The sequence below is a fragment of the Pantoea sp. CFCC18179 genome, assembly GCF_059412405.1.
The window spans coordinates 508,223-522,162 of sequence record NZ_JBNBPM010000001.1 but is presented as its reverse complement, the minus strand read 5'-3'; the positions used below and the strand labels follow the sequence as shown (position 1 = coordinate 522,162).

The following is a 13,940-nucleotide window of genomic DNA, read 5'->3' as shown; positions in this document are numbered from 1 at the left end:
CGACTTTGCCCACGAGGAGAATTTCCGCATGAAAAAGATTGGCTTTTTATCCTTTGGTCACTGGACGCCATCAACCCAGTCCGCCACGCGTTCCGCGCAAGAGGTGTTGTTGCAATCGATTGATTTAGCCGTGGCTGCCGAAGAACTCGGCGCTGATGGTGCCTATTTCCGCGTGCATCACTTTGCACGTCAGTTGAGTTCGCCATTCCCGCTGCTAGCGGCGGTCGGCGCGCGCACCAAAAAGATTGAAATTGGTACCGGCGTGATCGATATGCGTTACGAAAATCCGCTGTACATGGCGGAAGATGCCGGCGCGGCGGACCTGATTTCCAATGGACGTTTGCAGCTCGGTTTAAGTCGTGGTTCACCGGAGCAGGTGATTGAAGGCTATCGCTATTTTGGCTTCGATCCGAAAAACGGTGAAAGCGATGCCGATATGGGCCGCCGCCACACCGAAGAGTTTTTGGAAGTGCTGCGCGGTGAAGGTTTTGCCAAACCTAATCCGCAGCCGATGTTCCCTAATCCACCGGGACTATTACGTCTTGAGCCGTTCTCAGCCGGTTTACGTGAGCGTATTTGGTGGGGCTCGGGTTCCAACGCCACCTCCGTTTGGGCGGCACAGCAGGGCATGAACTTGCAAAGCTCAACGCTGAAAGATGATGAGACCGGCGAACCGTTCCATGTGCAGCAGGCGAAACAGATTCGTGCCTATCGCGAGGCGTGGCAAGCGGCGGGTCATCAACGTACGCCGCGCGTTTCCGTCAGCCGCAGCATCTTTGCGCTGACCAATGACATCGACCGCGCCTACTTTGGTCGCAGTGGACAGGATCAGGATTCGGTCGGTTTCCTCGACGAGAAAACCCGCGCTATCTTTGGTCGCAGTTATGCGGCGGAACCGGATCAGTTGATCAAACAGCTGGCGCAGGATGAAGCGATTGCCGAAGCCGACACGCTGCTGTTAACCATCCCGAACCAGTTAGGCGTGGATTACTGTGCGCACGTGATCGAAAGCATCCTCACCCACGTCGCACCTGAGTTGGGCTGGCGTTAAGTCTAAACGGTGCGGGCACCCGCACCGTTTTTGCGTAGGGTCGCCATTTATGGTGACCTGCCAATATCACCACATCATAAAATAACCCCAATAACTCTTATTCTTGCAATGTAGAGTTATTGGGGTTATCTTTTTGCTTTCAGGATGCAGTAGGGCATCGACATGGATAGCAGATCATTAATGGCCGAAATTAAGGCCGACGGTTGGGAACTGATACGCATAAACGGCAGCCATCATCATTTTGTGCATCCCGTCAAAAAGGGATTGGTGACGATACCGCACCCAAAAAAAGATTTACCGTTCAAAACGGTGAAAAGTATCAGGAAACAAGCTGGACTGACTGTCCATTAAATTGAAAGAGGTCAATATGTTCTATCCCATCGCAATTGAAGCCGGTGATGACACCAGCGCTTTTGGTGTCACTGTCCCTGATTTGCCAGGCTGTTTTTCTGCCGGTGAAACGCTGGAAGAAGCGGTGAAAAATGCCAAAGAGGCGATCACTGGACATCTGGAATTGATGGTTGAATTGGGTCACGATATTCCAGCGGTGTCAGAATTGAAATCGCTGATGAAAGAGCCAGATTATGTTGGTTATGTGTGGGTACTTGTTGATGTCGACGTCACGCGTATCTTTGGCGGGTCCGAAAAAATCAACGTGACGTTGCCAAAGTTGCTGATTGACCGCATTGATCGCTGCGTGGCAACCCATCCCGAATTCAAAACCCGATCAGGTTTTCTGGCGCAGGTTGCGCTGGAGAGAATCGCTAAAACCAGTTAATGGTTCGTGTTTCGTAGGGTCGCCATTTATGGTGACCAGGTGCGCAAAAATGCGCACCCTACGAAGTCCTAAACCTTTGACATTTCCCACCACAACTTATCCAGCGCGTAATAGCGGTCGCGTTCGGCTTCAGGCTGGTTGAGATCGCGCTTCCACGGCTTTGCCAGAATAAAGTGCAAATTCTTCACTTCATCCTCACGCCACATCGCGCTGTGCTGGAACGGCAAGGTTTTCAAGGCATTGTAGATGTACGGCAGCGGCAGCCAGCGGTCTTCGAACACCTCATTAAGCAGGTCTTGCTCGGAGAACGGATAACGGCGCAGGTCACTGATTTCCGCTACTTTCTGCTGCAACCAGCTAAACACCGACAAATCCGGCTTCAGCACCAAAAAACCGCCGTTAAGATAGCGGTCCAGCGATTTCGGAGCAGGTTCACCGCGATCCTGCCAGGTGTAATGGCAATTCTCCGGCTGCCAGCTGGCGGGATAAGTGGCGATTTTATTCGGGTTGCAGCGACAGGCGTGGCAGGCTGCTAACGCGTATTTGCCGAGATCGAGCGTGAACAGCTCGTCCATGTTTTTCAGCACCAGCATATCGGCATCGAGAAACACCACGCGCTCGCAATCCACTAATTCCCACGCACGCAATTTGCTCCACACTTCGCCAAATTGCGCCGACGCATAATGCTGCTCCAATTCAGCATTGGGCATCAGCGGTTCAACCGGGTGGATCACGCAGCCCAGATCCTGTAAGGCTTCACGCGTTTCCAGGTCGATCGCCTCGGTAACCATGACGATCAGTGGCCACTGGGTTTCACTGCGTTTTAATGAACGATGTAGCGCCTGCACGCCAATAAAGTAGTCGGGCTGCGTTAACAGCGTTACCCATGCAAACATGTTTTCTCCCCTCAAACTTAATCAAACAAAGCCGTGACATAGTCATTGCTAAAGCGACGCTGTGGATCGAGCTGTTCACGCACCGCACGGAAGGCATCCCACTGCGGATAGATGTCGCGCCACTGATAACGCTGCGGATCGTAGTATTTGCCCCAATGCGGACGTCCACCTTCGGCGACCAGCAATTTCTCCACTTCGGTGAGGAAATGCAGGCCATCTTGCGACAGCGAACCGTCATCGGCGTAATAGACCACGAAGCCGAAAAAGCAGGTGGCGTGCTGATAAGCCGGGCTAAGCCACGCTTCCGACGCGCCGGTGCAGCGCAGGATAATGGGATAGTGCATATGCGGATGATTCTCGGCATACCACGCTTTGATCTTGCTGATAATCTGCGGCGTTTTCTCCAGCGGCACGCCGATCTCGACGTTAATTTGCGGCACCGCAATGCCACGGCAGAACAGCTGATAGATATCGCCGCTGATGTCGGTGAAGTCGCGGAAGCGCGTCACGGTGCGGAACTGTTTGCCGCCTTTACCGTGAATCTGCGTGTCGCGGTGCATCTGCGCTAATGTCTGATCAATGGTGTCGTTCAGGCTGCTGTCGGTGTCGTCGCCGTGTTCGATCACTGCGCGTTGATTGGCGTAATAGTCTGCCGCATCCGTCTCGCTGGCCTGCTGCGCATTCCACACGTGCATCAGATTGTCATCGACAAACCACCAGGCTTTGCTCATCTCATATTGCTGATTCCACGCCATCAAATCGTCTTCCAGCGAATCGGCCGAAACGGCAAATTTGTGGCAGGTAAACAGGCGGAAAGGTTGAGTGCGCAGTGTCACGGCGGTGACGATGCCCAGCGTGCCGAGTGACACTTGTGCGGCGGGGAAATCCGGCTCGCCACGCACAAACTCGCGCACGCTGCCATCGGCCAGCACCATGCGAATGCGGAGTGCTTCATCGGCTAACGAGCTTTGCCCTAAGCCCTGCCCGTGGGTGCCGGTTGCCATCGCACCGGCCAGTGTTTGTACCGCAATTACACCCGGCGAAGAGGCCAGCATGCGATCCATGTTGGTGAGATGGTTGTAAACCTGCTCCAGCGGTGTTCCCGCTGCAAACGTCACGCTGTCGGCTTCTTCGGCGATCACGCCATTAAAGGCGCTGAGATCCAGCAACACATCTTGCGGGTGCACTTGTAGCATACGGCCCGGCGACAAGCGGCTACCCAGCACGCGAACTTTGCCGCTGGATGTGCGCAGTAACTGTTGCAGCTCGTCTTCATTTTGCGGCTGTTGCAGCTGCTGACGTTGACCGACCACCGTGTTTTGCGCCCAGTTCCACAGTGCGCTGTCCTGGTCAGTATTGTGCGTATGGCGTAAGGGATAAAGGTGGGAGTCTTTGTTCACTACGGCGTTCCTTAATCTGAGGTCTGTGACGGTCCCAAGATTTTAAGCGTAGACCATCACAGAGAAGCCGCGGATTACGGGGCTTTGCGGATATAACGCAGTGTGGCGGTGACCGCCAACTGGCGATTACGGCGGATGCTGTCCTCTTCGCTATCGTTGGGGGTAAACAGCGTATGGAAGGTGTAGCGATTAGAAACGTGGTGCACGCAAATACTGCTCAGCAAGCGGTGCACATCTACGGTATCAAGGCCCTCAATAAACAGTCCTTGCTGCTGGCCGCGGGTGAGAATGTCATCCAGCAGATCGAGGGCGCTTTTATTCAATGATTTGATGCGTTCCGATTGCATGATGTAGCGTCCGCGCAGCAGGTTTTCGGTACACACCAAACGCATAAAATCGGGATGTGAAACGTGATAATCGAAGCTGGCTTCTACCAGTTTGGTCATCGCCAGTTCCGGCTCCATCGCCGCCAGATTCAGGCCGGTTTCATGCTGACGAATCGCCTGATAAACCTGCTCCAGCACCTCAATATACAGCTGCTCTTTATTGCCGAAGTGATACACCACCATGCGTTTGGTGGTTTGCGCATGTTCGGCGATCTGCTCCAATCGCGCGCCTTGCATACCGAATTCGGCAAACATCTTTAGCGCGCCGGCGAGAATACGTTTCTTCAGCCCTTCAGGGTCATTTTTTCGTTTAGTAGTAGTGTCCGACATAGCGCTCAATATTAAGTCCAGCAAAAGGGGCATGGTAACACAGCGCAATTTTCGCTTGTGGCGATGCGAGCGGCGCGCGGCATTATGCTTTTTAGGAATAGCTTTCCCGAACAAATCATAATGCTGGAATAAGCATGTCGATATACTGCCAACAAATCCAACATCGGCCGAAATTTTAGCATGGTGATGATAACTGTTGGGAAGGAAAAGCCATGACGCAATTGTTTGAAGTCGCCACGCCTGATACTGCGCTGCTGCGCGGGGTGACGGAATCGGCGCATTCTCCTCTGCGAGCGCAAAACAACGTGGTGCGTTTGCAGGGTATTTCACGCCGCTTTGGGCAAACGCAGGCGCTGCGCGATGTCTCACTCACGCTGCAAAAGGGTGAGATTGTTGGCCTGATTGGGCGCAGTGGCGCGGGCAAATCGACCTTGATCCGCTGCCTTAACGGACTGGAACAACCGGATAGCGGCGTGATTGAGATTGAAGGCCAGCGCATCAGCGGTTTGTCGGAAAAACAGCTGCAAGCGGTGCGCAGTCGGGTCGGCATGGTGTTTCAACATTTCAATTTATTGTCGGCAAAAACCGTGGCGCAGAACGTGGCGCTACCACTGAAAATCGCTGGTATGGATAAAGCCCAACGCCTGCATCGCGTGGCGGAACTGTTGGAACTGGTGGGATTGGCCGACAAGGCGCAGCACTATCCCGCGGCATTATCCGGCGGACAGAAACAGCGCGTCGGCATTGCGCGTGCGCTGGCAGCCAGCCCAGCGCTGCTGTTGTGTGATGAAGCGACTTCGGCGCTGGACCCTGAAACCACGCGCTCAATTCTGGCGCTACTCAAATCGCTCAACCAAAAACTCGGCATCACTATTTTGCTGATCACCCACGAAATGGAAGTGATCAAATCCGTGGCGCATCGCGTGGCGGTAATTGATGGCGGGGAAATCATTGAACAAGGGCCGGTTTGGCAGGTCTTTGCCGATCCGCAATCTGCTGTGACGCGCACGCTGCTGCGCGGATTGTTACCACAGTTGCCGGACAACCTTGCCGCGCGCCTGAGCCAGCAAAAGCAGGGCGAGGCGATCTATTGCGTGCACTTTGCCGGTGCTGATGCGCAGGGCGATTTGTTAACGCGCTTTTCGGCGGCGCAGTCGGGCAAATTCCGTTTGTTACAAGGCGGCGTTGAGCACATCCAGCATTACGCGGTAGTGCGTTTCTTTATTGCGCTCCCGGCCAGCAATATCGCCGACGAGCAACAGATTCTCAGCTGGCTGCATACGCAGCAGGCGCAGGTAGAGCGGATGGGTTATGTCGCCAGTCATGATTGATATGTTACTTAACGCACTCGGTGAAACGCTATTGATGACGGCGATTTCCGGCCTGTTTTCTTTGGTGGCGGGTTTGCCGCTCGGCCTGATTTTGGTGATAACCAGCCCCGGCGGCATTGCTGAACATCGCGGCGTGAATCGCGTGCTCGGCTTGATCATCAACGGCTTTCGTTCACTGCCGTTCATTATCCTGCTGGTGGCGTTGATTCCGTTTACCCGTTTTCTGGTCGGTACGTCGCTTGGCACCTGGGCGGCGATTGTTCCGCTCTCGATCACCGCTACGCCGTATTTTGCTCGCGTGGCAGAGGTGTCGTTGCGCGATGTTGATCGCGGGCTGATTGATGCGGTGCGTGCGATGGGCGCCGGCAAACTGCGCATCGTCTGGGAAGTGCTGATCCCGGAAGCACTGCCCGGCATTGTTTCTGGTTTTGTTGTCACGCTGGTGGCGTTGATTGGCGCGTCGGCGATGGCGGGAGCTATCGGCGCGGGCGGCTTAGGCGATCTGGCGATTCGCTACGGTTACCAACGCTTTGAAACCTCAGTGATGATCGCCGTGATTGCGGTGCTGATCATATTAGTGTGCGGCATCCAGTTTGTTGGCGATCGATTGGTGCAGCGCATCGATAAACGTTATTAATTCGCGCCCAACGCACGGATTTCGTAGGGTCGCCATTTATGGTGACCGCCTTTCCGGGGAGAATACCTATGCCGCTAAACACGCTTCAGCTCACGCTCGAAAATACGCTCGAACAGCACAGCGCCAACTTCATCACGGTCGCTAAAGCGATATTTCAAAATCCTGAAACCGGCAACGACGAATACTTCGCCTGCGAACAGCTCACGCAACTGCTCAGCGCGCAAGGTTTCGACGTCACGCGCCACGTCGCCGGACATGAAACAGCTTTTTACGCACTGAAAACCAGCCACAAACCCGGGCCGACCATTGCGTTCCTTGCGGAATATGATGCGTTAATCGGTATCGGACATGCTTGTGGCCACAACCTGATTGGCACCATCAGTGTGGCGGCGGCGATTGCTCTTGCCAGCGTGCTGGAGGAAACCGGCGGACGCGTGGTGGTGCTGGGTACGCCAGCCGAAGAGGGTGGATTAGCCGGGCCAGGTGGGCCAAAAGGCAACGTAAAAAAACGCTTTGTTGAAGCCGGATTGCTCAACGATGTCGATGTGGCGCTGATGGTGCATCCCGCCGGTAAAACGCGCCTGACCGAAGCCACGCTGGCCAATAATCATCTCTATTTCCACTTTTACGGCAAGCCATCGCACGCCGCCAGCGCGCCGCATGAAGGCATTAATGCGCTGGATGCGTTGGTGCTGCTGTACAACGGCATCAGCGTGCTGCGTCAGCAACTGCCAGATGGCGTGCGGGTGCACGGCATCATTACCAATGGCGGCCAGGCGCCCAACGTCATCCCGGAATATGCCTCAGCGCATTACTACATTCGTGCCGACAGCCGTGAAGTGGTGGAAGCGCTGGAACCGCGTTTACGCGCGATTGCGCAAGGTGTGGCGCTGGCAACGGGCACGCGCGTGGAGATCGATCACCAGATTGGCCCGCGTGATTTCAAGCTGAATACTGCGCTTGATGCCTTGCTGCTGGAGGAATTGACGCTGGCAGGCGAGCAGGTCGATGTGTCGCCGCAAAAGAACAAAGTTTCCACCGATGCCGGTGATATCAGCCATGCGGTGCCGACGGCGCATCCGTGGCTGAAGATCGGCCCCGACGATTTGATTTTTCATACTGTGCCATTTCGTGAAGCTGCCAATTCGGAACGCGGTTACCAGGCGTTGCTGATTGGCGCTCGCGTATTGGCGCGCACGGGGCTGCGTCTGCTGACGGATGCCGATGCGTTACATGACGTCAAAGCGGATTTCGCGCGACAACCATAAAGGAGAAGGCTGTGTCGCAAAGCTATCGTAGAAAATTGAAAACCCTGGTCGGTGCCAGCAGCGTAATTTCTGCCGGTAATGATCCGCAGCCAGGCGTGGGCATCGCGCGCGCTATTGAACTGGCGAAGATTGCCGAACGCGAGAAAATCACCGGTTTATTCACGGCCGATTTGCTGCAAGCCGATCCCGCTGGATTGGCGGGTACCACGGGCACGCAAGATCCGTTGATTGCGCTGGCGGCCTTGAGCCAGGTGACTTCGCATATCGGCCTGATCGCCACCGTCAGCACCAGTTGGCTGCATCCGTATAATCTGGCGCGTCAAGTCGGCACGCTCGATCACATCAGCGGCGGACGTGCGGGCTGGAACGCGGTGACTTCTTCGGTGGGCGAAGAAAATTTCGGCGAAAGTCCATTGCCGCCGCCGCAGGAACGTTACGCACGCGCCACTGAATTTATTGAGGTAATGAACGCGTTGTATGACGCCAATGATCCCGCGGCGGTGCAGCGAACAGCCAGCGGCGGCATTCGTCTCGATCACCAGAAACTGCATGCCATTGACTATCGTGGCGACTATTTCCAGGTGGCGGGCCCGTTGAATGTGCCACCGCCGCCACAGCGACGTCCGGTACAGTTCCAGGCGGGGCAATCCGAAGCCGGCGTCACGCTTGGCGCGCGCTATGCCGAAGTGGTTTATACCTCGCAGCCCACTTTCGACGCGGCCCAGCGTTTTGTCGCCGATGTGCAGCAACGCGCACGCCGCTTTGGTCGCGAGCACAATCCACCGTTAATAATGAATTCGTTCCACGCCATCATTGGTGACAGCGAGGCCGACGTGGCGCGTCGCCTGCGTGAGAAACATGAACGCATCAACTATCAGCAAGGTCGATTGCGCGTGGCGGATATGCTGGGTGGTGAGGTGGATTTGCGCGAGGTGCCGTTGGATCAGCCATTACCGGCGGCGCTGATTCCAGAGATTACACAAGTGCAGCGTCGGCAGGGACGTGCGGCGATTTTCCGTGGCTATGCGTTAGAGGGATTAACGCTGCGCGAGTTGATCATCAAAGCCGAAGAGACCGGCCATTGGTTTGTCGCAGGTACGCCAGAAACGCTGGCCGATGCCATCGAACAACGTTATCAGGCTGGCGTGCTGGATGTGATTTCACTGCACGGCCTCGGTCAGCCCGATCAACAAGATTTGCTGCTCAACGGCTTGCTGCCGGAACTGCGCCGTCGCCAGTTGATTGATAGCGATTATGTTGGCAGTGATTTCCGCAGCAGTTTGGAGTTGCCAGCGTTGAAATAATTGCACGTGGCAACACGCGGTCACCATAAATGGCGACCCTACAAACCAGCACCTGTAGGGTCGCCATTTATGGTGACCTGGCAAAAGCGCAGAATGACAAAAGCCCGCTCAGGTTTCCCTGAGCGGGCTTTTTGAATTTGGCTCCTCTGACTGGACTCGAACCAGTGACATACGGATTAACAGTCCGCCGTTCTACCGACTGAACTACAGAGGAATCGTGTGAACGAGGCGCATATTAGCGATGCCGATCTCTAATGTCAAAGCCCGACTGCACACTTCTGGTTTAAGTGCGCGGAAAAGCAGCGGAATGGTGCTTTTCTGCCTTGAATGAGCAGATTCTAAACTGCCAGCAAGATCTCACTTTAAACGCAATTCCTTTGAGATGTTAGAGGCGTGTCAAAGTTTTGTTATTTGCCGATTTTAAAACAATCATTTCAGTGCTTTTATGATGAAAATTTCAAATGAACATCAGATGAAATAAATGAACTGCTTATCATCACCCGCGAAACAAGTTACTTCATCGGGAATGTGATTTTGAAAACAACTGATTGATAAGGAATAAATTGTTCAATACGGATGTTTGTGACCGATAGCGTTAAACCAGAAGCCTTACCTCTACAACCACATAAAAAACGCCAGCGACGTTGAATGAATGTAAAAGATATTTTTCATTCGCGGTTTCAGCCAACCTGAGCATGTTAACGAAAAAGAAGGGTTACCTATGAAATTCAAAAAAGCGTTAGTGACTTCCCTGTTAGCTTGCATGTTACCTGCCGCAGTTATGGCAAAAGACCTTCAGGTGGGCGTTTCTATGGCGCTGTTTGATGACAACTTCCTCACCATTCTGCGTACCGCGATGCAAAAAGAGATGACCAAAGATGGCATCAAAGGTCAGGTCGAAGACGCGAAAGGTGACGTTTCACAGCAGTTGCAGCAGGTGCAGAACTTCATTGGTCAGGGCGTTGACGCAATTATCGTTAACCCGGTTGATACCAACGCCGTGAAACCGCTGGTGGATGCTGCGGCCAAAGCGGGCGTGCCGCTGGTGTTTGTTAACCGCAAACCGGCGGGCGAGCTGAAAGACAAAATGGCGTTTGTCGGTTCAGATTCTGAACTGGCGGGACGTTTGCAGATGGAAGCGCTGGCGAAAAAAATGAATGGCAAAGGCAACGTAGCGATTCTGCTGGGCGATCTGGCTAACGAATCCACCCGTGAACGCACCAAAGGTGTGGAAGCCGTGGTGGCCAAATATCCGGGCATCAAAGTGGTACAGAAACAAACTGCGAAATTCACCCGTAATGATGCGGTTGATGTGGTGAGTAACTGGTTAACAGCAGGCGATGACATTCAGGCCATTGCTTCTAACAACGACGAAATGGCAATTGGTGCACTGCAAGCATTAGGTAAAAACCCGAACCACATTCTGGTAGCCGGTGTGGATGGTACGCCCGATGCATTGCAGATGATCAAGAACGACAAAATGGTCGCCAGCGTATTCCAGGATGCGAAAGGTCAGGGCGAAGGCGCGGTGCAAACAGCGGTGAAACTGATCAACGGCGAAAAAGTGCAGAAAGTGGTCGACATTCCATTCCAGCTGATCACCAAAGAAAACTACGAAAAGTTCGCCAACCAGAATCAGAAATAAACCGTTCCCGACTCAGCCGTACGGAGGTGATGTATGACCGCTTTTGCGCTTGAAGCCGAAGGCATCAGCAAGTTCTTCCCCGGAGTGAAGGCACTCGACAATGTCTCACTGCGTATCAAACCGGGGTCGGTACATGCCCTGATGGGTGAAAATGGCGCGGGCAAATCCACTTTAATGAAATGCCTTATCGGGATGTATCGTCCCGATAAGGGCACCATTCGCATTAAAGGGGAGCCGGTGCAGTTTCAGGACACCATGGATGCCTTACGTTCTGGCATCTCCATGATTCATCAGGAGCTGAATCTGGTGCCTTACATGACCGTGGCCGAGAACATCTGGCTTGGTCGCGAACCGATGAAGTACGGCTTTGTTGATCACAACAAGCTCAACAAGCAAACCCAGGAATTGCTCAATCGACTGAATATCCGCCTCAAAGCGGATCGCATGGTCGGCGAGCTGAGTATCGCCGCCCAGCAGATGGTGGAGATTGCCAAAGCGGTATCGTGGAACTCCGACATCGTGATTATGGATGAACCGACCTCGGCACTGACGGAAACCGAAGTGGCGCACTTGTTCACCATCATTCGCGACCTGCGTGAGCAGGGCAAAGCCATCATCTATATCAGTCACAAGATGGACGAGATTTTCTCGATTACCGATGAGATCAGCATTTTCCGCGACGGCACCTGGGTGGGCAGCAACAACACCAGCGAATTTACCCGCCAGTCGCTGATTACCCAGATGGTAGGTCGCGAATTAACGCAGCTGTTCCCGAAATTCAATGGCGAAATCGGCGGCGATGTGCTGACGGTGCGCAATCTGACCTGCAAGGATCGTTTCACCGACATCAACTTTACGGTGCGCAAAGGCGAAATCCTCGGCGTGGCTGGTTTAGTCGGTGCCGGGCGCAGTGAAGTGATGGAAAGCCTGTTCGGCATGGAGAGTTTCGACAGCGGCGAAATCCTGATTGATGGCGTGCCGGTCAAAATCGATTCGCCTTCCACGGCGATTGAAAAGGGCATGGCGTTCCTCACCGAAGACCGTAAAAAGTCCGGCCTGTTCCTGGTGCTGTCGGTGATGGAGAACATGAGCATCGTCAACATGCCGGATTACACCCATAAAAGCGGTTTTGTCAGCCACATCAAAATGGCGCAGGACTGCATGGATCAGATTCGCAAGCTGAACATCAAAACGCCGACCATGGATCAGATCATCAATAACCTCAGCGGCGGCAATCAGCAGAAAGTGTTGATTGCACGCTGGCTGCTGGCGCAACCGAAGATCCTGATCCTCGACGAACCGACGCGCGGAATCGACGTTGGGGCGAAGGCGGAGATTTATCGCTTGATCAGTGAACTGGCAAACCGTGGCGTCGCCATCATCATGGTGTCGTCTGAGTTGCCCGAAATCCTCGGCATGAGCGACCGCGTGATGGTCATGCACGGCGGACGTATAACCGGCATCCTCGATAAAGAAGAGGCCAATCAGGAAACCATTTTGTCGTTGGCATCCGAGTGAGGCGTGAGACATCTATGAGTAACGTAAAAATTACGGCCCCGCAGGCCGCGGAACAACAGAGTTCTTTCTTCAGTAACCTGCGTCATAAGCTGCCAAAAGATACCGGCATTTTCGTGGTGATGGTGGGCATTGCGCTGATTTTTGAAATTGCCGGTTGGTATGTGCGCGATCAGTCATTCCTGTTGAACACCAACCGTTTGGTGCTGATTATTTTGCAGGTGGCGATCATCGGCATCATCGCGGTAGGCGTGACGCAAGTCATCATCACCACCGGTATCGACTTGTCCTCCGGTTCGGTCATCGCCTTAACCGCGGTCGTGGCGGCCAGCCTGGCGCAAACCTCGGACAGCTTAACGCCGATGTATCCGTCGCTGGTTAACCTGCCAGCGGTGATACCGATTGTGGCCGGGATTGGCGTGGGATTATTGTGCGGCGTGATGAACGGCGTGCTGATCACCAAAACCGGCATTCCACCGTTTATTGCCACCTTGGGCATGATGGTTTCAGCGCGCGGTCTGGCGCAGTACTACACGCAAGGTAACCCGATCAGCTTCTTGTCAGATGGCTTCACCTCCATCGGCCAGGGCGCGATGCCGGTGATTATCTTCCTGGTGGTAGCATTCCTGTTCCATATCGCCTTGAAACACACGCGCTACGGCAAATATGTTTACGCGATTGGCGGCAACATGACCTCCGCCAAAGTGTCGGGCATCAACGTTAACAAATATCTGATCATCGTTTACACCATCGCCGGTGCGCTCTCTGGCCTGGCGGGTGTCGTGCTGGCGGCGCGCGTCAGTAGCGGTCAGTCAAGTATGGGGATGGCCTACGAACTGGATGCGATTGCCGCAGCAGTCATCGGCGGCAGCAGCCTGATGGGCGGCGTCGGACGCATCACCGGTACGCTGATTGGTGCAGTGATTCTCGGCCTGATTAAAAGCGGCTTCACCTTCGTGGGTGTCGATGCGTACGTGCAGGACATTATCAAAGGCATCATCATCGTCGCCGCAGTGTCCATCGATATGCACCGCAACCGTAAAAAACGTTAATCAGCCAGCCCCACAGCTTGCTCGATCGGTTCCCTCTCCCGCGTGCGGGAGAGGGCTAGGGTGAGGGACAGCGCGCACCGAGTCATCCACAGCGCGCACTCTCTTACCTACAACTCGCCCAACCCACCACATAAGTTTTCCCACTGACCAACCCCGTTCTTTTTTGCTCGTTTGCTTTCGTAATCGCCGTTTCTGCCTGATTTTTGTTATTTCTGCACCATCGCGGCTCAAAACGTCATCACTTTTTTGCACGGCTGGCTCGCATTTCCTGCACCAATCCAGTGCGCAACGATGAATTCCTAAACCTCCTGTGTCATCGCTCAGGCTTATTAACCCGTTAGAGGTAA

13 protein-coding genes and 1 tRNA gene are annotated in these 13,940 nt (G+C 54.2%); 10 read left to right on the top strand and 4 right to left on the bottom strand.

Going from position 1 to position 13,940, the window contains the following annotated elements; genetic code table 11:
- Positions 1 to 28 precede the first annotated feature (28 nt).
- The 3 genes from ACPUC7_RS02495 to ACPUC7_RS02485 all read left to right on the top strand — a co-directional run bounded on the left by ACPUC7_RS02495 (position 29) and on the right by ACPUC7_RS02485 (position 1,829).
- Positions 29 to 1,051 carry an LLM class flavin-dependent oxidoreductase gene (locus ACPUC7_RS02495; RefSeq protein WP_494921625.1) on the top strand — a complete coding sequence of 341 codons (1,023 nt, stop codon included), beginning with the start codon at positions 29 to 31 and terminating at the stop codon, positions 1,049 to 1,051.
- A gap of 162 nt (positions 1,052 to 1,213) precedes the next feature.
- On the top strand, positions 1,214 to 1,402 hold the full coding sequence (locus ACPUC7_RS02490; RefSeq protein ID WP_343551270.1) for a type II toxin-antitoxin system HicA family toxin: 189 nt from the start codon (positions 1,214 to 1,216) through the stop codon (positions 1,400 to 1,402).
- Between the two features lie 16 nt (positions 1,403 to 1,418).
- Positions 1,419 to 1,829 carry a type II toxin-antitoxin system HicB family antitoxin gene (locus tag ACPUC7_RS02485; RefSeq protein ID WP_343551271.1) on the top strand — a complete coding sequence of 137 codons (411 nt, stop codon included), beginning with the start codon at positions 1,419 to 1,421 and terminating at the stop codon, positions 1,827 to 1,829.
- A 68-nt stretch (positions 1,830 to 1,897) separates the two neighbouring features.
- Here the strand turns inward: ACPUC7_RS02485 and ACPUC7_RS02480 are convergent, their stop codons facing one another.
- The 3 genes from ACPUC7_RS02480 to ACPUC7_RS02470 form a co-directional block, all read right to left on the bottom strand.
- Positions 1,898 to 2,725, bottom strand: coding sequence for a glycosyltransferase family 8 protein (locus tag ACPUC7_RS02480; RefSeq protein WP_494921624.1), 828 nt, complete (start codon positions 2,723 to 2,725; stop codon positions 1,898 to 1,900).
- A 17-nt stretch (positions 2,726 to 2,742) separates the two neighbouring features.
- Positions 2,743 to 4,125, bottom strand: coding sequence for a D-arabinono-1,4-lactone oxidase (locus ACPUC7_RS02475; protein ID WP_494921623.1), 1,383 nt, complete (start codon positions 4,123 to 4,125; stop codon positions 2,743 to 2,745).
- Between the two features lie 74 nt (positions 4,126 to 4,199).
- A complete protein-coding gene (locus ACPUC7_RS02470; protein WP_343551275.1) occupies positions 4,200 to 4,841 on the bottom strand; it encodes a TetR/AcrR family transcriptional regulator in 642 nt (213 codons plus the stop codon).
- Positions 4,842 to 5,053: 212 nt separating this feature from the next.
- Between ACPUC7_RS02470 and ACPUC7_RS02465 the strand changes: the two genes are divergently transcribed.
- The 4 genes from ACPUC7_RS02465 to ACPUC7_RS02450 all read left to right on the top strand — a co-directional run bounded on the left by ACPUC7_RS02465 (position 5,054) and on the right by ACPUC7_RS02450 (position 9,381).
- Positions 5,054 to 6,172, top strand: a complete 1,119-nt coding sequence (locus tag ACPUC7_RS02465; RefSeq protein WP_494921622.1) for a methionine ABC transporter ATP-binding protein — start codon at positions 5,054 to 5,056, stop codon at positions 6,170 to 6,172.
- Entirely contained in the window at positions 6,153 to 6,809 is a 657-nt protein-coding gene (locus ACPUC7_RS02460) for a methionine ABC transporter permease (RefSeq protein WP_494921621.1), read from the top strand. Before ACPUC7_RS02465 ends, ACPUC7_RS02460 begins: the two co-directional genes overlap by 20 nt.
- 68 nt (positions 6,810 to 6,877) lie before the next feature.
- Positions 6,878 to 8,077, top strand: a complete 1,200-nt coding sequence (locus ACPUC7_RS02455) for a M20 family metallopeptidase (protein WP_494921620.1) — start codon at positions 6,878 to 6,880, stop codon at positions 8,075 to 8,077.
- A gap of 11 nt (positions 8,078 to 8,088) precedes the next feature.
- Positions 8,089 to 9,381 carry an NtaA/DmoA family FMN-dependent monooxygenase gene (locus ACPUC7_RS02450; RefSeq protein ID WP_494921619.1) on the top strand — a complete coding sequence of 431 codons (1,293 nt, stop codon included), beginning with the start codon at positions 8,089 to 8,091 and terminating at the stop codon, positions 9,379 to 9,381.
- A gap of 138 nt (positions 9,382 to 9,519) precedes the next feature.
- Here the strand turns inward: ACPUC7_RS02450 and ACPUC7_RS02445 are convergent.
- Positions 9,520 to 9,595 (bottom strand) — tRNA-Asn (locus ACPUC7_RS02445).
- Positions 9,596 to 10,102: 507 nt separating this feature from the next.
- On the opposite strand from ACPUC7_RS02445, the gene ACPUC7_RS02440 reads away from it, so the two are divergent.
- From ACPUC7_RS02440 to ACPUC7_RS02430, 3 genes are read left to right on the top strand one after another with little or no spacing between them, the layout of a single operon-like run.
- Entirely contained in the window at positions 10,103 to 11,026 is a 924-nt protein-coding gene (locus ACPUC7_RS02440) for a sugar ABC transporter substrate-binding protein (RefSeq protein ID WP_494921618.1), read from the top strand.
- Between the two features lie 33 nt (positions 11,027 to 11,059).
- Complete coding sequence (locus ACPUC7_RS02435) at positions 11,060 to 12,544, top strand: sugar ABC transporter ATP-binding protein (protein WP_494921617.1); 1,485 nt, start codon at positions 11,060 to 11,062, stop codon at positions 12,542 to 12,544.
- 14 nt (positions 12,545 to 12,558) lie between these two features.
- Positions 12,559 to 13,593 carry an ABC transporter permease gene (locus ACPUC7_RS02430; RefSeq protein WP_343551285.1) on the top strand — a complete coding sequence of 345 codons (1,035 nt, stop codon included), beginning with the start codon at positions 12,559 to 12,561 and terminating at the stop codon, positions 13,591 to 13,593.
- The last annotated feature ends 347 nt before the right edge of the window (positions 13,594 to 13,940 follow it).